This window comes from Streptomyces sp. NPDC021115 (genome assembly GCF_044333065.1).
Classification (GTDB): Bacteria; Actinomycetota; Actinomycetes; order Streptomycetales; family Streptomycetaceae; genus Streptomyces.
Genome location: NZ_JBIRQF010000002.1, coordinates 303,033 through 322,065, shown reverse-complemented (window position 1 = coordinate 322,065; position 19,033 = coordinate 303,033). Strand labels below are relative to the sequence as shown.

The following is a 19,033-nucleotide window of genomic DNA, read 5'->3' as shown; positions in this document are numbered from 1 at the left end:
CAGAGCGATGTCCGACGAAATCGGCTCCACCCACACGCCCCTGCGGGACGTACTTCTCGGGCGCCTGGCCGAGTCCGGTCTGGCACCCGAGGTCCGGGAGGTGCTGCGGGACCTGTTACCCCATGCCACGGTCAGAGGCAACGAGCGGGCCCGTTCCCTCTATCTGCGGTCCATCACCGCCGCGGGATGGCGCGGCATCGGTCCCGCCACCACGCTCGACCTTCGGCCCGAGCCAGGGCTGACGGTCATCGCGGGGCGCAACGGCTCCGGAAAGTCGAGCCTCGCCGAAGCCGCGGAGATGGCGCTCACCGGGAGCAACTACCGCTGGCAGGACCGGACCCAGATCTGGAAGCAGGGCTGGCGCAACCTGCACGACCACACCGACCCCCACGTGTCCGTCGAACTCTGCGCAGAGGGCACGAGCACTCCGGTCACCGTCCGTCGGCGCTGGGCCGGCACGGGGCTGGACGACTGCCGTACCGAGGTCGAGGGGGCGGCGTCCGCTCTGCACGAGGTCATCGACCCCGAACAGATATCGCTCTACCGGCCCTTCCTCCCGTACAGCGAACTCGGGGCGATGATCAGCGGGCCCCTCACCGCGCTCCATGACGCGCTCGCCCAGCTTCTGGGCCTTGAGCTGCTCAGCGAAACGGACAAGAAGGCGCGTGCCCTGCTCAAGACACTCAATGACGACGTCACGGCGGCCACGACACTCACCGAGACCGTCGTGCGCGAACTGGCCGAGCACGACGACCCGCGTGCCGCGGAAGCGGTCACCGCGCTCGGCGGGCGTCGGCCCGACCTCGACCGCGTGCGCCTGCTCCTCAAGGGAAACGCCGCCGCCGACGACACCGCGCTCGCTCGGTTGCGCCGCCTGGCCGCGCTGCCCGCCCCCGACCGGCAAGCCGTCACCACCGCCGTGGCCCGGCTCCGGAAGGCCGCCGCTGACGCGGAGGACGTGCGGTACAGCTCCGCGGAGGACGCACGACAGCTGATCGAGTTGCTGGAAAGGGCACTGGACCACCGCCGGCGCCACCCCGATACCGCCGAGTGCCCCGTGTGCGGCAGCGCCGACCGCCTCGACGGGACCTGGGCGGAAGGGGCTCGTGAGCAGGTCGAGCGCCTGCAAGCGGAAGCGGCCCAGGCGCAGGCCGCCCGCCGGGATTTGGCGGCCGCTGTGCGGGACGTCCATGACGCGGTGCATCCCGTCCCGGAATGGCTCCAGGCTGACGAACCATCGATCGCCGCCCTCTGGCGCGACTGGGCCGCGTGCCGTGCCGTGCTGGACCCACGGGAGTTGGCCGACCGGGCCGAGCGGGCCGAGGCCGTGCTCGGCGATGCCTGCCACCAGGTCAGGGAACACGCCACGCGGCGTCTCGACGAGCAGGACAGTCGATGGCAGACCATCGCCGGACGCCTCACCGAATGGCTGAGGCACGCCGAGGCCGCTGAGCGAGCGCAGCCCCGTATCAAGCAGGTCAAGGCCGCGCGTACGTGGCTGAGGAAGGTCACCGACGAGCTTCGTGAAGCACGGCTGAAGCCGATCGCCGACCAGTCGCAGATGGTCTGGAAGCTGCTGTGCGAGCGCAGCAGCGTCTCACTCGGTTCGGTCGGTCTTACGGGCACGGCCAACGCGCGGAAGGTAGTGCTCGACGTCTCGGTGGACGCCGTGGACGCGCCCGCCTTCGGCGTCATGAGCCAGGGCGAACTGCACTCGCTGGCGCTGTCGCTGTTCGTACCACGGGCAACTCACGAGAGCAGCCCCTTCAAGTTTCTGGTGATCGACGACCCCGTCCAGTCCATGGATCCGGAGAAGGTCGACGGTCTGGCCAGGGTTTTGGACCTCTACGCCCAGCACCGGCAGGTCGTCGTCTTCACCCATGACACCCGGCTGGAGGAGGCCATCCGCCGCCTCGGCATCGCGGCGACGATCAAACAGGTGTCCCGCCAGACCGACTCCGTCGTCCGGGTCGTCCCGGTCAGTGACCCGGTGACCCAGGCTCTGGAGGAGGCCCGAGCCGTCTCGCTGGACGAGAACCTGCCCGACGACGTGGCGGACCGGGTGCTTCCGGCGATGTGCCGGGTGGTTCTGGAGGCGGCCTTTCTGACCGTCGCCCGCCGCACGCTGCGCGTCGCGGGAGTGAGTTCGCGCGTAGCCGAGGACAGGATCGCGAAGGCCGGCCCTCTCACCGGACTCGCCGCGCTCGCTCTGGCGGTGCCGCACGACACCGTTCTCGACGCCCTTGCCCGTGATCACGGCCCCTGGGCGAAGGATCTGATCCGGCAGTGCAACTCGGCATCCCACCAGAAGCCCGCGCACGTGACCGACCGCAAGGACTTGATCCGTCGAACCGAGCGGCTCGCCAAGGCGGTGCTGGCCCAGTGACTCTGCCCACGGGAAGCCTTCTCGGCGCTGCCGATCGGCTGCTCAATCCGCCCCCGGAGACCGCCTCCACCCTCGCCCCGGGGCTTCGTGCCCGTGCCGCGGCGGTCCTGCTCCGGCTGGCACTGGACGAGACACTCGACATGTTCTGGGCCGATGTCAGCCCGGCCATGACCCGTAATGGGCGCACCAGAATGCTCTGTCTCCAGTGGTACGTCAGCCGATCGGTCGCCCGGCAGTGGCACACCACGTGGTGTGCGCTCAGCGCCGCCTGTCACCACCACACCTACGAACTGCCGCCGACGCCGGCAGAAGTGCGGGCCTGGCATCAGGACGTGGCCGAACTGCTGCGCGTATTGCCCTCCGCCCGAATATGAGCCCGGCCCCGAGGGCCTGCAATCCGAAGAGGTATGGCACATGGAGACCCGTCGCTACCGCATGGTGGTTGCCAGTGGACTCGACTACGTCACGACCGGTGCCCAGGTCGACCGGCAACTGCGCAACTGGTTGGCGCAACCACCGAAGGCTTACGACATCGACGCGTTCGCCGAGGGACGTAACGAGATCGCCCGTGGTGTGACGCTCGACCATGATGCCACCACCGCGGCCGTCGGGGCCTACGGACGCTGGCGGCTGAGGGAGAAGACACCCAGTGGGTCGTGGCAGACCACGGTGCTGATCCGGCAGGTCGCGGACGGCCCGATCTGGGTCCAGCTGGACGTCGAGCATGTGCCGGACGACCCCGACGTCGTGCCCGATGCGGCGAAGACGCCACGCCTGGCGAAGAGCCTGCTCGAGGTACTGGACGCGCGCGACAGCCTCGCGGACGTGACGGCGATGCCTCAAGTCGTCGAAGGGGACGACGTCGACGCCGTCATCGACGAACTCTGTGACGGGGCCCGGCGTCTGCCGATCGTCGTGGCGAGCACTCCTCATGGTGCCGACTTCGACACCTGGCTGGAGCAGACGATCGATCCTCTCGTCCGCCCCCTGGCCGGGATCGCCGTCCTCTACATTCTCGCCCCGGATGCCGAGGCGCGGTTCAACCGCAGACTGGAGTACCACCGCGTCTACGGAGGTGGCGTTCGCACCTACCTGCCCGGGGTGGATCCGGCCTGGCCGGCGGACGGCCAGCGGCACCGGGTGATGTCGCGGCGCCTCATCACCGAAAAGCCATACCAAGCCCGCAGGATCCTGGCCCAGCTCCCGCAGAACATGGCTGCCCGCCTGCCGCTCCCGGCCGCGCTCGACTCGGTCCCGGTCATGCGGACCCGGGCCAGGGACGGAGTGGGGAGCACCGAGCTGGAGCGGTTGCGGGACGAGAACAACGCGCTTCACGAGATCCTGGAGGAGGCGGGGAAGGAGCAGCGTGTCCGTGCTGATGAGATCCGTGAGCTGAAGCGCGAGCTGAGCAAGGCCGGCGACAACGAGACGCAATTCATCGTCGATTACGACGAACAGTACGGTGAGCTCCACAAGGTGAAGCTGCATGTGCTGGCGCTTCAAAGGAGGCTGGCGGGATTCATCGCGGCCGAGGAGGCGTTTGCCCTCGCCGCGGACTCCGACGACGACCCCGCAACCTTCGAGGAGCTGCTCGGCCGGATCGGCGACATGCCCCGCGTCCACTTCACCGGCTACCGGAAGTACACCCTTGAACTGGACGCCCAGGCGTACGGCTCGTCCTGGGTCCGCATGGCCTGGGACGCCGTGCTGGCACTGCGGGACTTCGCCGACGCGGCCGCGGAGGGCAGAGCAGGGTGTGACTTCAAGCAGTGGTGCAGCGACGCGCCCAGCGGGGTGCACACCATCTCGCCTCGCAAAATCGTCCGTGACGAGTCGAAGAGCGTGAAGGCCAAGGCAGCATGGCGCAAGGAGCGGACCTTCCCCGTGCCGGAGCAGGTGAACGCGGACAGACAGGTCTTCATGGGCGCCCACCTGCGCATCGGTGGGGGCAACACGGTCGCGCCACGGCTCCACTACTACGACGGTCACTGCTCCGACCACGGAATATTCATCGGCTACATCGGCCCGCACCTGAGCAACACACTCAGCTGAACGTCCTGGCACCCTGAGATGAAAACGCGTGGAGAACGTCGAGCCGAGGAGTGGGTTTGGGCGAGCGAGACACAAGGCAGTCCATGGTCGACGAGTACCCGGAGTTCCGGCTGCAGCTGCCGAACGGAGGGCCGTACGCACGAGGGCGCGTCCTGCCGGAGAAGGGGATGAACGGGAGCCTGAAGTTCCTCGTCCTCGCCGGATCGCCGCTCCGCGCGGAGACGATGCCCGGCATCGGGCGCCACGCGGCGGCACAGCGGGAGCGGCTGCGGGGCGACGGCGGCGTCCGCCCGTCGGACCGGTGGGCCGGGTATCTGGAGGCCACACGGGACATCGAGTGCAACTCTCCCTCGGCCGCGGCTTCGGTGGTGGCCGGGCGGAGCACGGACGGTTTGTCCGGGTGGCGCACCGAGGACGGCTTCCCCCTGGCCGACTACCTCGGCCACACCTGGCGCACCCCGCACAAGACCTGGCTGGTGCGCGGCTCCAACGTCTCGGGCCGCGACCTCGTGAAGCGGCTGTGGGTGTCCGAGGGCTGGGTCACCCTGGCGGCCTCGCACCTGCCGCCGCTGGCCGAACCGGAACCGACGAAGAGCACCCTGCGGCGGTACGTCCAGGAGGGGTACGACGCCACCACCTCGTACAGCCAGAAGCAGGCCATGGTCGATGAGCTGCACTGCTTCCTCACTCAGATGCGGCGCGGAGACACACTGTGCACGATCTCCGGCGGGCAGTTGTACGTCGGCACGGTCACGGGCGACCTCGAACAGGTCGAGTCCGACGGCGGCTTGTCCAATCTGCGGCGGAAGGCCGACTGGCGGCGCGAGGGCTTCCCCTACGACACCCTGCCGGAGGAGCTCCAGCAGAAGCTGTCCGTCCAGCACGACGTCGTCGACCTCACCTCGGTGCAGGCCCTCGTCGAAGGGCTCGGCCTGAGCGATGAGGAACTGGCCGAGGAGGCCGAGGCCACCGAGCGCGACCCGAGCGCGGCGATCTCGGCGATCACCGCCCGCCGCGACCCCGAGCTGCCCGAACCCACCGCCGGGCTGGCCGCCGAACTGCTGGTCCACGACATCGCATGGCTCCGTGAGGTGCGCGACCTGCTGGCGGACGAGCGGCATCTGGTGCTGTACGGCCCGCCGGGCACGGGCAAGACCTACCTCGCGCTGAAGCTCGCGGAGTTCCTGGGCGGCGGGCCCGAGCAGGTGAAGCTCGTGCAGTTCCACCCCTCGTACGCGTACGAGGACTTCTTCGAGGGGTTCCGTCCGCGGGAGGACCCCGAGACGCGGGAGGTCGCCTTCCGGCTGACCGCCGGGCCGCTGCGGGAGCTGGCGGACCTGGCCTCGCGTGAGGGCAACCGGCACGTCCCGCACTTCCTGATCATCGATGAGATCAACCGGGCCAACCTGGCGAAGGTCTTCGGCGAGCTGTACTTCCTCCTCGAATACCGGAACAAGTCCGTGCGGCTCACCTACTCCGGCGACGACTTCGCGCTGCCGCCGAACCTCTTCGTGATCGGCACGATGAACACCGCGGACCGGTCCATCGCGCTCGTGGACGCGGCGATGCGCCGCCGGTTCGCCTTCGTGGAGCTGTCCCCGGGCACCGAGCCGACCAGCGGGCTGCTGCGGCGCTGGCTGGCGAGGGAGGGGAAGGACGCCGAGCCCGCCGATCTGCTCGACGCGCTCAACTCCCGCATCGACGACGCCGACTTCCGGATCGGCCCCTCGTACCTGATGAAGAAGGGCGTCCACCGGGAAGGCGGGCTGGAGCGGACCTGGCGGACGAAGATCCTGCCGCTGTTGGAGGAGCACCATTACGGCGAGGGCATCGACATCGAGAAGCGGTACGGGCTCGCCGCGCTGCGGGAGTCGCTGGGGTGAGCTCCACGGTGCACCCCGAAGGGAACCCCGCCCCGGATCCCGCGGTACGTCCCGAGGCGCCCACCACCGTCGAGCTGGTGGAGCACGCACCGGCCCGTTCCGTGCCGCTGCCGGACACGGTCGGCCGGGCACTGGCCGCCGCCCGGGTCGTGGACGCCGCCCCCGACCCGTACGCGCCGGGACACTGGTCGCTGCGGGCGGGCAGCAAGGTCGGGGCGGTCTCCGTCGCCGTGCCAGATGGCAGCCCGTCGTTCACCGTCCGCGTCACGCCCAAGGTGCCCATCGCCCGCCTCTTCTTCCTGCTCGGCTACAGCCTCGACCCGCGCGGCGGCTGGCGCGACGGAGAGGTGGAGGCGGCGGACCACCACGGCCTGCTGCCCGCGGTCGCGCACGCCGTGGAGCGCCAGGTGGACCGGGCGCTGCGGCAGGGACTCCTCCAGGGGTACCGGGCGACGGAGGAGACCACCCTCGTCGTCCGCGGACGCGTCCGGGAGGCCGAGCAGATCCGCCGTCACTTCGGTGCGACGCTGCCCGTGGAGGTGGCGTACGACGAGTTCACCACGGACATCGCGGAGAACCGCATCCTGCGCACGGCCGTGGAGCGACTGCTGCGTCTGCCCGGCGTACCGCGTGACGTGCGCCGCAGGCTGCTGCACCAGCGCGCCCGCCTCGCCGACGTCAGCCCGCTTCCGCGCGGCGGGCCGCTCCCCGACTGGCATCCCACCCGGCTCAACGCCCGCTACCACCATGCCCTGCGCCTGGCGCGTGCCGTCCTGGACGGCGCCTCCCCGGAGCACGCACCCGGCGGACTGCGCGTCGACGGCTTCCTGTTCGACATGAACAAGCTCTTCGAGGACTTCGTGACGGTCGCCCTGCGGGAGGCCTTCCGGGGCTCGGGCCGCGCGGCCCGCCTCCAGGACCCGCACCACCTCGACGAGGCGTCCGCGATCCGCATGAAGCCGGACTTCGTGCTGTACGGGGCGGACGGCACCCCGTCGGCGGTGGTGGACGCCAAGTACAAGGCGGAGAAACGGGACGGCTACCCGGACGCCGACCTGTATCAGATGCTGGCCTACTGCACCGCCCTGGGACTCGGGGAGGGGCATCTGGTGTACGCGAAGGGCAATGCCGCGCACACCGCGCACCGGGTGCGGCACGCCGGCATCATCATCCACCAGCACGCCGTCGATCTCGATCAGGAACCGGCCGGGCTGCTCACGGACATCGCGGCCGTGGCCCGGCGGATGGACACCACTCTGCGCATGTGATCGACTGCGGAGTGTCCGTTCAGGGGTGGGGGAGGTCACTCGTGCCGCAGCTCGCGTTCGCCAACAGCTTCTGGGAGAGCTACGACGTCCTGGAGAAGCCCGTCAAATCCGGCGTGCGCAAGGCCATGGAGAAGTTCCAGCGGCTCACCGTGGCCGAGCTGCACGCGGACAAGGGGCTCCACCTGGAAAACGTCGACAAGGCGCGCGACCCGCGGATGCGGACCATCCGCATCAACGACTTCTGGCGCGGCGTCGTCCTGGCACCGGACGACGGCAGCGATGTGTTCCTGCTCGTCAACGTCGTCCCGCACGACGACGCGTACACCTGGGCGGCCAAGCGGCTGTACACGACGAACTCCGCGACGCGCGGCCTCGAGGTACGCAACGTGGCCGCGATCGAGCAGCTCACCCCCGCCCTGGAGAAGGCCGCCGCCAAGGCCCCTTCGCTGCTGTTCGCGAAGTACTCCAACACGGTCCTGCGCGAGCTGGGCATCGACGACCAGGTGATGCGGGCGGTGCGGACGATCATCGACAAGCCGCAGCTGGAGGCCTTCGGCACCCTGCTGCCGGAGGACCAGTTCGAGGCCCTGCAGTACCTCGCCGAGGGGTTCAGCGCGGAGGAGGTGTACCGCGACGTGGTCGCCGTACGCCGCCCGGCCGACGCGGAGCCCGAGGCGGACGAGAGCCTGGCCATCGCGATCTCCATCACCACGAGCCGTATCACCCTGGTCACCGGCCCCGAAGAGCTGGCCGACATCCTGGAGAAGCCGTTCGCGACCTGGCGGGTGTTCCTGCATCCGTCGCAGCGGCGCGTTGCCTACCGAACGTCGTACGGCGGTCCGGCGCAGGTCACGGGCGGTCCCGGCACGGGCAAGACAGTCGTGGCGCTGCACCGTGTCAAGCACCTCCTCACCCGCGCGCCCGAAGCGCGCATCCTGCTCACCACGTACACAGGCGCCCTGGCCGCCGCGCTCCGCGAGAACCTGGCCCTCCTCCTCGACCACGACCCGTCGCTGCTCGGCCGGGTGGAGGTGACGACGGTCGACTCCTACGCGTACGGCCTCGTGAGCCGCCTGGACGGCAGGGTCCCCTCCCCCATCAGGGACCGGGCGGAGCGGGAGCTGTGGCAGCGGATCGTCAAGAAGCTCGGGCTCCCCTGGACGGAACAGTTCCTGGCCCAGGAATACCGGCACGTCATCCTCGCCCAGGACATCCGCGACCTGGACGCCTACCGGGCCGCGTCCCGGCGCGGGCGCGGAAGTCCACTGCCGACCGGACGGCGTGAGCGGCTCTGGCCCGCCGTCGAGCTGTTCGAGTCGATGCTGCGCGAACAGGGGAGGACCACGCATCTGCGGGTCTGCGCCCGCGCGGCGGAGCTCCTGGCCCGTACGGCACCGGCGTTCGACCATGTCGTGGTCGACGAGGCGCAGGATCTGCACCCCGCGCAGTGGCGCGTTCTGCGCGGCGCGGTGGCGCCGGGACACGACGACCTGTTCATCACGGGCGACCCGCATCAGCGCATCTACGACTCACGGGTCTCCCTGGGCTCGCTCGGTATCCCGGTGGCCGGGCGCACCAGCCGTCTGCGCGTCAACTACCGCTCCACGGAGGAGATCCTGTCCTGGTCGACCGGCATCCTCAGCCCCGTGTCGGTCGACGACCTGGGCGGCGAAGGCAGTGACACGCTGGCCGGCTACCGCTCGCTGCTGCACGGCCGCAGGCCGTGGGTGGACGGGTACGGTTCCGAGCAGGCGGAGGTCGCGGCGCTGGTGGAACGTGTCGAGGACTGGATGGCCCAGGGCATACGCCCGTCCGAGATCGGCGTGTGCGCCCGCTTCAACGTGCTCCTCGACAAGGCGTACGACAAGTTGACCGCGGCCGGGGTGCCGGTGGTCCGGGTCAAGGACGCCCCGGGGCCGGACGTGGCGGGGGTGCGGCTCGCCACCATGCACGCCATGAAGGGCCTGGAGTTCCGGTGCGTCGCCGTGCTCGGGATGACGGCGAGCGCGATGCCCTTCGCCCGCGAGGTCACACCGGCGGATGTGGATGTGCTCCAGCACGATGCGGATCTGCTGCGGGAGCGGTGCCTGCTGTTCGTGGCGTGCACCCGGGCGCGGGAAGCGCTGACCGTGTCGTGGAGCGGCCGGGCCAGTTCGTTCGTACCGCGCGGCTCCGCACAGCCCGGACCAGCCGAGGACTAACCGTCCTTGCCGCCCTCGGGAACGAGGGTGCCGTTGCCCAGCCCGTCCCTGGCGAGCGCTGCCGCGTCCCGGCTCAGCTCCGCCAGCCGCCGCGTACGCTCCTCGAACTCCTGGAGCGCGCGGAAGGCGGTTCCGTAACGGCGCTGGTCGGCGATGTCCATCCGAGGGATACGGGCGCCTCGGCCGTCGAGGCGGAAGGTGCCGCTGGCGCTCGTGGAGCGACGGTTGTTCGCCGCGCTGCGCAGGAAACCCCGCAGGTAATCGGTGTCGAGCTGGTCCGTCACCGAGACCGGCTCAGGGTCGGTGTACTCGACGAGTCCGGCGCGAGCGAGCTCCGCGACACTGATCGTGGGCCCGTCCGGAGAGGCAGGGCCGTCGCCCGCGGTCAGCGCCGGCAGCAGCTCCTCGATCCCCTGGAGCTGTTGTGCCAGCTCCTGCCGCAGAGAGCGGTATTCGGCAGCGAGATCACGATGCGGCTCCGCGACGTGGCGGCCGGGCGTGAGGTCCACCGCGTCATCCAGCAGATCGACGAGCGGCACGTCCACGACCTGGCCGGGGCCGGGCTCAAGGGAACCGTCCGGGTCACCCGCGGTCAGATCGGTCAGCGTTACGGACGTGGCGGCGTCATCGGGCGATGCGGGCCGGCGCAGTTGCCAGAGGTGGACGGGGAGGGCGTGGGCGGCCGAGGTGCCGGGTGGCAGGGCGATGACATGCGTGAGGATGCCACGTCGTACGAGCGCGGCGCGGATACGGCGACCGGCCTTGCGGTAGGCGACCGAGGCGGGCATCACCATGAGAACGCGACCGCCGGGGGCCGTGTGGGCGTAGGCGTGCTGGAGCCAGGCGAGTTCGCCCTCGGCACGTGAGGGGGTACCCAGTTCCCAGCGGGAGTCGAGAAGCAGCTCCGCCCGCCCCCAGTCGGTGACACCCACCGGGGGGTCACATACGACGAGTTCGGCCTCGATGTCCGGCCACTGGTCGTCGCGCAGGGAGTCACCCGTGGCGACGGTGACGTCCGTTCGGCCCGTCAGGTCGGCGCGCATCTGCGCGACATCCGCGCTGCGGGGGTCCGATTCCTGCCCGTACCGCTCGCCTGTTCCCTCGGGGGCGACGGCGAGGAGGAGCGTGCCGATGCCGCAGGCCGGATCGAAAACGGTCGCGTCACTCGCCACCTCGCCGGCGAAGTGGCGCACGGCACGGACCACACGAGGCGAGGTGACCTGGTCCGAGCCGACCCGGCGCACCGAGTCGGTGAAGCGCTCGCAGAGAGCGTCGGCCACGTCGCCCGCGGAGGTACTCGCGGAGAGGTTCCGCGCCAGCCGGGCAGCCTTCTCCGGCAATCCGTGCGTCTGTCTTCCATCGGCAAGCAGGCGGAGGACGGCGGCGATTCCGCCGAGGATCTCCTCACCGTAGGCTCCGCGCAGCACTTGCCAGAGCTGGACCTCCTCGGAGACTCCCTGCCCCTTGCGCTGTCGATCCAGCCACGCCTCCACATCCGGCAGAGCGAACAGTGGGCTGTTCGCACCGCCCCCAGCAGGCGTGGGGAAGTCGTCGTAGCGCCGTCTCCAGTTGGAGACCGCGGCGCGGGTGACCCCCGCGAGACGGGCGATCTCCGAGCCGGAGACGAGGAGAACGGCCGTGGGGGCGGCATCTTCTCTCATGGCCCCAAACGTACACGCAATGCCGGTTCACTTCCAGCAATAAACTGTTGACTATGTACACAAGTGTGTGCGGCGGTCGCATGTCGACGGACGAGGGTAACGAGATGGGGAGCTTGCGGTATGCGAAGAGCCCAGGGAGGACGGATCGCTGCCTGGTTCATCGGAGTCCTCAGCCGCTTGGCCGGATACCAGCAAGCACTGCGCCGACTGCCGTGCACTCTGTGGGATGTGCGGGTAGGGCCCATACTTTCAGGGCGCCTTGTACTCGCGTCACCACTCGCCATGAGTGTGCTGTGGTCCGTGGCACGAGGGTCTGAACAGGCGGGTCAGGTTCCCGTGCGCAGGTGTTGGGTGAGGTGTTTGAGGGTGGTCCAGGTCTGGTCGTCGGTGCCGTCACCGAGGGCGTAGTGCAGGGCGGGGCGGGAGGTGGGGCCGAGTTGGGTGGGGTGAGGTTGAGGGGTGGGTGCTGGGCGTGGTGGGTGCCGATGTCGTGGACGGTGTCGGAGCCCAGGGTGAGAGCGACGGGGGGGTGTCGCGATGTGTGGGGGGATGGTGAGGTCGCGCGGGCCGTGGCCCAGTGAGGTGAGCATCGAGGTCAGGCCGTGCTCGGTGGCCAGGGTCTCGGCGAGGGGTCCGCGATGCGCACGGTGGCGAGTGCGGGGCGGTCGGGGTGGCCGATGGCGATCAGCCAGGTGGATTGAGGTGCGCGCTGGCGGGCGAGGGCGGTCAGCTGGCGGGCGGACCAGGGCAGGTTGACGGGCTCGGCGGTGCTCCAACCGGCGGGTGGGGCGCCGGTGAGGTGGTGCCAGGCGGTTTCCAGGGCACGGCCGAGGACGAGTTCTTCGTCTGCGGGATGGCGGGTGCGAATGGCGAGGATAAGTTGGCGATCGCCGGTGTCCGTGGTGTCGGTGAAGGCTTTGGCGACGGGCGTTGTGCCGGATGAGGTGCGGGCGGGGGCGAAGGTGCCGTTTTGCCAGTGCAGCACAGCGCCGGAGAGGCCGTCGTAGTAGCCGTCCTGTGGGTCTTGGATGACCCAGCGGTTGGGGTATCCGCCCAGGGCGTTGCGGGTGGGGAGGGTGAGGCGGGCAGTGTTGGGGGTGACGATGTGCAGGGCGCGGTCGCTGGTGATGGCGGTGCGCAGGCCATCGGAGAGCCAGCTGGTCATGGGGATGACCGGGCGGTCTTGGAGGACGACTGCTGTCGTGTCGGTGAGGACGTCGATGGCGGGGTGGGCGTTTGCTGGGGCTGCCGGACCGTCGGCGGTGAGGGGGGTGACGTCGGTGGTCGCCGCTTCCGGTGGCCAGGTGATGCCGTGGAGGACGGTGGCGAGGCGCCCGGCGAAGTAGTCGGCGAGCTGTCCGGCCTCGGGTACGGCGGTGGTGGCGCGGGCTTCCGTCCACCAGACAGGGGCGTCCGAGGCGGTGATCCTGAGGAGGCGGGCCGGTTCGCCGGGGGTGTGGATGAGGAATGGGGGCCTCGATGGAGACGAGGGTGCTGCCGTCCGGGGCGCAGAGCTGGACGACGGCGTCGCCGGCGGCTGTTCGTACACGAAGGTTGGGGCCGCCCGCGTAGAGCCCGGCCAGCAGAGTGGATACGTCGGGCATGGTGGGGGTGAGGGCGATGACGTCCTTGGTCACGTGGCGTCGTCCGGGGTGGTGTCAGGGGCGAGGGCGGTCTGGATGAGCTTGTGGGTGCGGCCGCGGCGGACGAGGGTGCCGCGGCCGGGCGGTTGGGCCGAGGCGTAGAGGCCGGGGAAGAGCTGGCCCTCGGTGCGGTCGCCGGTCATGACGAGGGCGGCGGTTCCGGTCTCGCGCAGCGTGGTCAGCAGCGGTTCGTACAGGGCCCGGGAGGATCCGGCGGTGCGGCGGGCGATGACGAAGTGCAGCCCGATGTCCTGGGCGGAGGGAACGTAGGGCAGGAAGTCGGCCAGGGGCTGTTGGCCTGCGGTGGTGAGGATGTCGTAGTCGTCGACGAGGATGACGATGCGTGGTCCGCTGAAGGCGGGTGCGTCCGCGAGCGCGTCATGGTCGACGGTCTCGTCCGGAGTCCTCGTCCACAAGATCCTCGCCCAGACCCAACGCCTCATCAAGCGCGACGCGACCACAGCCCGGTCCCCGCTCGCCGACCTCCTGACCGCCGCGACCGAACACATCTGCAATCAGCACGCCAGCCACCTGTCCTCCCACCACGCCGCATGGCTCGAAGCCGAGGCGGCCTCGCACGTTGTCAACGTCGCCGGATGGTCGCTGACCGGCCTGACCGACCCAGCCCTACCCCACTGCCTCACCCGCCTCGACCAACGCCCCCACCCCGCACGACTGAACCTACTGGCCACCGCAAGCCCACCGCACCGACCCGGACCGCCCGGCCACACCCGTCATGGCCTCCGTACCTACCCAGCGCACGCGGTCCGGCAAGCCGACCGGCAGACGGGTGGGGCCTTGTCCCTGCGCATGCAATAACGGCGGGTTCTGCGGCGGCTGCGGGCACGCCGGATGCGGAGGACGGCGGTAACCCAGTCGGATACGAGTGCCGCTGCGCAGGGACCCCAATCGGGTGCCTGCGCAGCGGCACTCGTATCCGAGGAGATCGTGTCCTCCCACACCGGGTCCGTCACCCGCCGGCTCAGCTCTCGCTCACCAGTCGCTCGCCTTCGCGAAGAAGGCGTCGCTTTTCAGGATCTCGACCGTTGCGGCCTGCTCGACGGCGAGCACTTGTCATCAATTGGTGGAAGTTTTGCCATCTTTGTAGACCTGGTAATAGTTCACAGGAGTCATGCTCATTTTGAAAACCATTCCGAACTTATCGCGAATGCCGGCAATGGTCTTCGGCTCCGGTCTGCGAGAGCAGCGTGATACCGGAGGATCAGGTTTCGCACATTTAGGCGGTTGCTCGATCAATGTCCGATGCTGTTTGGTGCGGACCATATCCCACTCCAACGTCTGCGAACCGTCGGAGAGCTGCACGGGCTCGGTCGCGTGGGGTCCACTCGGGTTGGGCGCGTGTCCCCGGTAGTAGGCAACCAGCTTGTTGCGGTAGTCGTCGTGACCGAAGTCGACGCCTTCGCCCGGGGTCGTAGCAGATGCCTGTCGGTCACCTGCGGACAGTATCCCGTCCATCACGTCGCCGACCTGGTCCCGGTCGGCGCCGTAGTAGCCGGCGACATCGACAGTGCAACGGATCTTGTATCTGTCGTCGCCCGATGGCAACGCGCCTCCCGAGCCGCTCGCGCAGTAGTCCTTCACGGTGACCAGAGCGAGGGTGAGGGGGGTTTTCTTGTCATATGTATGAGCGATACTCACGAGATGCTGTTCAGCCTTTTGCCTGGCCTGCTCAGCCTTGGCACTGCCCCCGAGCTTCCGAGTTTCTTCAAGGCTGATGGCGTTGTCTCCGGCAGAGCATGAGGCGACACCAAGCATGCCGACAGCCCATACGGCAGCCACGATCTTCCGAGCTGCGCGAGAGGTACGAGACAGCGTCATGCCGACTCTCCTTGTCCCTGTCTTGACATAGGCATTGTGCTCGTCTTCATCAGGCGGTGCCTGAGTACGCGTACTCAGGCACCGCCACCGATCAGTAGGACGCCTGGGGCTGTCCTACTTCAGCGCCTGTTCCAGCACGTTGGTGTACAGCCGTGCGCCCGCGATCTTCGGGTGGAAGGTGGCCATCCCGACCTCGGTGAGACCGAAGTTGTCCGCTTTGGACAGCCCCGTCTTGACGATGCCGTTGACGTCTTCCGGGTCGCCGCAGACCGTCTTGCCTTCGAACTCGTTGCGCGGGTCCGCGAACACCGCTTTTGCTCCGGACTGGTTGGCGTCCGACACGGCGCCCTTCATCTCTTCGTCCAGGGTGTCCGCGACCTGGTTCAGCCATGGGGCCTCCCCGGTGCCGATGCCCGGAATGCACTGGCCGCCCGCGGACAGCAGCCGCGGATAGCCCATGAGGATGATCTTCGCGTTTGGCGCCTTACTGTGGATTACGTTCAGCGTCTTCGCTATGCGTGGACGGATCTGGTCGTGCAGCCACTTCGGGGCCCAGTCCTTCAGCGGGCCGGTATCCCCCGGCAGGGTATGTCCGTCGTCCGGGTCTTTGTTGTCGATCGACGTGTCCTGGCACAAGTCCACGCCTGCCTTCAGCACGCACTGCATGAACACGTCGGTGAATCGGGCATCGTTGCCACCTACCGACAGCGTCACCAAGGTGGTGTTGTCGTCGAGGTAGCCGGTGTCGACCTGTGCGCCCTCACTCATCTGGTCATGGTTGAGGATGTCGTAGTGACGCGCCCCGGAGCAGGCGACGAAGTGGTAATCCATTTGCGGGTCGAGGCTGTCGGCCAGATCACCGATGGACTTCGAGGAGCCGGGAAGGGTCGCCTGCCTGGACCAGGCAAGCTTGGAGCGGTGGCACTTGTCGATGAGCTTGTCGTTCAGCTTGTCGTAGTGGTCCGTCTCCGGGAAGAAGTCCGCGCCGCCCGGTGCACTGACGCCTTCGCCCGAGGAGTAGGAGTCACCCATGGCCACGACGAAGTTTTTCGGCTTGGCCGTGAGAGGCTGGAAGGCCACGGCGCCCCAGGCGATGTCCTCGTCCGCTGTGCCGTCCGCTGTATCGTTCGACAGCTCGACCTGAGGGGTGCCGGTGAAGTGGAACACTCCCAAGGGGACCCAGCCTCCGGCCCGCTGGAGCACCCTGCGTTTCGGGCTGCTGCTGTCCGAACCGTGAACGACGTAGGTGGCCTGCCGTGTCTGGGCTCCGGTGTCGGGCAGATGGACCAGAACACGCGCCCAGTTGAGGTTCTGCCCGAGAGTCCAGGTTCCGTTGATGGCCATGTAGCCGTTGGGGCCGCCGAGGTGGGCCGGGTTGCGGGTGTGGGTGTACCAGTAGTGGCCGCCGTAGCCGCCGCCGACTTGGTGCAGATCCGCCTTGGCCTCGTAGCGGCCCTCGGTCCCGGGGTAGAACGTGAACTGGAAGCTGCCTGAAGAGGTGGCCTGGCCGCAGTCGCTCCACGTTTCAGTCCCCTTGGGAACGGAGGCGACGACGTGGGATCCGTCCGGGACGCCGGAGCACACGGGGGTTCCGTCCTTGAGCCGGTATCCGCGCCCGGGCTCCGGGATCTCCGTTTGGTACTTGATGTTCTCGTGGCCGCAGCTGGTGTCGCAGTTGACCTTCCATGCCACGTTGGGCTGGTTCCACCAGTACTTCGCGTAGCACGCTTCGTTCGGGCAATCCGGCGGCGTATCCGGGTTGCAGTTGTTGTTGCTGTTGCAGAAGGTGTCCAACGGGGGCGAGACGAGGCTGCGCTGTCCCGGGGTGGTCCACCAGGCGGGCTGGAAGCCGGCCGAGGAGAAGCCGGACTCGCCGAGCCAGTCCTGACGGCCCGAGGTGCCGTAGGAGAATCCGGTGTCGATGGACCATGCGGCCCATCCCATCACCTTTTCCTCGTACGGCCAGTCCTGCGGATGTGCCGCATCATGGTTGGCTCCCGGGTCGACGCTGGTGTCCATGAACGGGTGGCCCCAGCTCTTCTTGTAGATCGGGTTGGCTGGGTTGTTGTACCAGCCCAGGCCCCAGTGCCCGTCGTGTTTCGATGCCTCTGATGGCGGGTTGAAGCCGAGGTTGTAGTTCCACGCGGCGGTGAACCAGTTCTCCACCATGGCCGGATTATCGTTGTTGACGGTGACCTTCTGACCGTCCGTGTGGACCTCGTTCCACTTGTCGGCGAGGATCTTCATAGAGGCGGCGACATTCGTCGCATAGTCGACCGCCACGGCCTTCTGCAAGGCCGGAGACAGGCTCGTGTCGTGGGGGTTCTTCTCGTGTCCTGCCAGACGCATGCCGTCGGTGACCTGTCCAACGCCGTAGCCGCAATCGGACTTGTCCCAATGGATCTGCCAGTAGGCATCCGGGTTACCCTCAACGACCTTGTGGCCGTAGTAGCCGTCCACGGCAGCCTGAGGTGACCCCATCTGGCCAGGGATCGCACCGGATTCGGCCTGCCACAGGTTCGACTCCTGGGCCATGATGCCGAGCAGTACATTGACGGGGATGCGCCCGCCACCGGTCAACTTCGGAAGAGGAAAGAGGCCCTGCGGGTCGATGCTGCTCATGCCGGTTTGGCTGCGGTAGCCGCCCTGCCGGATCGAACTGGCACGGAGCTTTCCTCGTACTGCCATGTCGACGGCCCATTCGACCTGGTTCGGGGTCGGCTGCAACGCCTGCGCGTTCACATCGTTGCGAGAGATGGAGCACCAGCGGTCGGTGTCGACCGGCGTGTTGGACACACCTGCTGCGATGCGTTTCAGATGCGTCTGCTTGCCGTTGGGCCCGCTGGCCGTCAGGGCGGGCGAGAAGGTCCCCTTCCCTGTGGGGTTCATCGCTTCCTGGACGGACTGGGTGATCTTCTCCCCGGTGGTGGTGGCGATGGAGGTCACCGTCGTCGGCGCGTCCGCCGTCACGGTTGCGGGAGCCTGGGCGGCCCGTTCCTGCGAGGAAGGGTCTGCCTTGCTGAAGCCTTTGCCCGAGTTCTTGATCCGTTCCAGGCCGGCGTGGACGCCGGAAGTGAGGACCGGGTTGACCGCGAGGCGCCCCAGGGTAGAGACGTCTGTGTCCGCGGGGGCGTTGATGCGGGTGACCCCGGTGCCCTTCGTGCGGAGGGTGCCGGTGGGGTGGCCGGTGAGGAAGACCCGGCCCGCCGCGCCTTGGTGCAGGCCAAGGTCGCCGAGCTTGCCGGCGGTGATGACGGCCGGCCTGCCGTGCCCGGTGAACAGTTTGACGTGCGCGCTGGTGTTGTCACTGCGGTCGACGAAGGCGATCTTCCCCTGTGCGGCGGGGCGGATGTCGACGGGTACGCTGTCGGCGGTGGTCAGGTCTTTCACCTTGCCTGACCGGTTGATGTGAACCAGGTGGCGGCCACGTGCGGCGATCGTGCCGTCCTTCACCGGAACGGCGCTGGTGACCTCACCGCCCGTCACGGTCTCGCCAGTCGTCTTTCCTGCCGGGTTGACGCTCACCACCCGGGTCTTCGTGTTTCGAGGGTCGTTCATGTCCCGGTAGGCAGTGAACGCGGCAGTGTGGGTGTCCGGGTTGCAGGTCGGGTCGAAGTAGGCCAGCGAAGCGGTGAACGGCAGCTTGGTGACGTTCCCGCTGTCAAGGTTGACGATCGCGGCGAACGCTCCGCCTTGCATCAGATCCGGCTTGTTCGTGAATGTGCGCGGCGCGTAGACGACGGCGGCGTGCTCGTGGTCGATGACGCACTGGTTACCGATCCACGAATCCGCGGGCATGCCCGGTTCACTCAGGACGGTAACGTTCTTCCACTCGTACGCCTTCGCGCTGTCGGCGACAAGGACGTGCGCGCCATCACTGTCGGCGGCGAGGGTGACCGCCCGGTCCGTGGACGTGCTCCAGCCCTTGCCGAGCTTGCTGCCCGGATCAGCAACCCGGCCCGGAGGAGCCGACGGTGTGGTGTGGCTGCGGCCGTGGTTCGGCTTGGGCGCGGCGGCAGCGGGCGCTGCTTGCAGGAGGCCGCCGGTCAGCGCGGCACAGGCCACCACAGCGGCCAAGGACGCATCTGTTGGCCTTCTGA

9 protein-coding genes and 2 pseudogenes are annotated in these 19,033 nt (G+C 68.6%); 6 read left to right on the top strand and 5 right to left on the bottom strand.

Going from position 1 to position 19,033, the window contains the following annotated elements:
• Positions 1–7: 7 nt before the first annotated feature.
• The 6 genes from ACH4TL_RS07135 to ACH4TL_RS07110 all read left to right on the top strand — a co-directional run bounded on the left by ACH4TL_RS07135 (position 8) and on the right by ACH4TL_RS07110 (position 9,790).
• Positions 8–2,386, top strand: a complete 2,379-nt coding sequence (locus tag ACH4TL_RS07135; RefSeq protein ID WP_398310654.1) for an AAA family ATPase — start codon at positions 8–10, stop codon at positions 2,384–2,386.
• A complete protein-coding gene (locus tag ACH4TL_RS07130; RefSeq protein WP_398310657.1) occupies positions 2,383–2,760 on the top strand; it encodes a hypothetical protein in 378 nt (125 codons plus the stop codon). The genes ACH4TL_RS07135 and ACH4TL_RS07130 overlap by 4 nt, the downstream gene beginning before the upstream one ends.
• Positions 2,761–2,800: 40 nt before the next feature.
• Complete coding sequence (locus tag ACH4TL_RS07125; RefSeq protein ID WP_398310660.1) at positions 2,801–4,438, top strand: hypothetical protein; 1,638 nt, start codon at positions 2,801–2,803, stop codon at positions 4,436–4,438.
• 83 nt (positions 4,439–4,521) lie between these two features.
• The gene (locus ACH4TL_RS07120; RefSeq protein WP_398311595.1) at positions 4,522–6,321 is read left to right on the top strand and encodes a DUF4357 domain-containing protein; all 1,800 of its coding nucleotides are present in this window, start codon (positions 4,522–4,524) and stop codon (positions 6,319–6,321) included.
• Positions 6,322–6,395: 74 nt separating this feature from the next.
• The gene (locus tag ACH4TL_RS07115; protein ID WP_398311598.1) at positions 6,396–7,589 is read left to right on the top strand and encodes an McrC family protein; all 1,194 of its coding nucleotides are present in this window, start codon (positions 6,396–6,398) and stop codon (positions 7,587–7,589) included.
• Positions 7,590–7,630: 41 nt separating this feature from the next.
• The gene (locus ACH4TL_RS07110; RefSeq protein ID WP_398310663.1) at positions 7,631–9,790 is read left to right on the top strand and encodes a UvrD-helicase domain-containing protein; all 2,160 of its coding nucleotides are present in this window, start codon (positions 7,631–7,633) and stop codon (positions 9,788–9,790) included.
• Here ACH4TL_RS07110 and ACH4TL_RS07105 read toward each other — a convergent pair.
• From ACH4TL_RS07105 to ACH4TL_RS07085, 5 genes and pseudogenes are all read right to left on the bottom strand, one after another.
• The gene (locus ACH4TL_RS07105) at positions 9,787–11,451 is read right to left on the bottom strand and encodes an N-6 DNA methylase (RefSeq protein WP_398310667.1); all 1,665 of its coding nucleotides are present in this window, start codon (positions 11,449–11,451) and stop codon (positions 9,787–9,789) included. The two genes, ACH4TL_RS07110 and ACH4TL_RS07105, sit on opposite strands and share 4 nt — an antisense overlap.
• A 326-nt stretch (positions 11,452–11,777) precedes the next feature.
• Positions 11,778–13,000 (bottom strand): annotated as a pseudogene (locus ACH4TL_RS07100) (DUF6177 family protein).
• Positions 13,001–13,084: 84 nt separating this feature from the next.
• Positions 13,085–13,489 (bottom strand): annotated as a pseudogene (locus tag ACH4TL_RS07095) (type VII secretion protein EccC); the annotation flags it as partial.
• 682 nt (positions 13,490–14,171) lie between these two features.
• Positions 14,172–14,933 carry a hypothetical protein gene (locus ACH4TL_RS07090; RefSeq protein WP_398310670.1) on the bottom strand — a complete coding sequence of 254 codons (762 nt, stop codon included), beginning with the start codon at positions 14,931–14,933 and terminating at the stop codon, positions 14,172–14,174.
• A 114-nt stretch (positions 14,934–15,047) separates the two neighbouring features.
• Positions 15,048–19,001, bottom strand: coding sequence for an SGNH/GDSL hydrolase family protein (locus tag ACH4TL_RS07085; RefSeq protein ID WP_398311601.1), 3,954 nt, complete (start codon positions 18,999–19,001; stop codon positions 15,048–15,050).
• Positions 19,002–19,033: the final 32 nt, after the last annotated feature.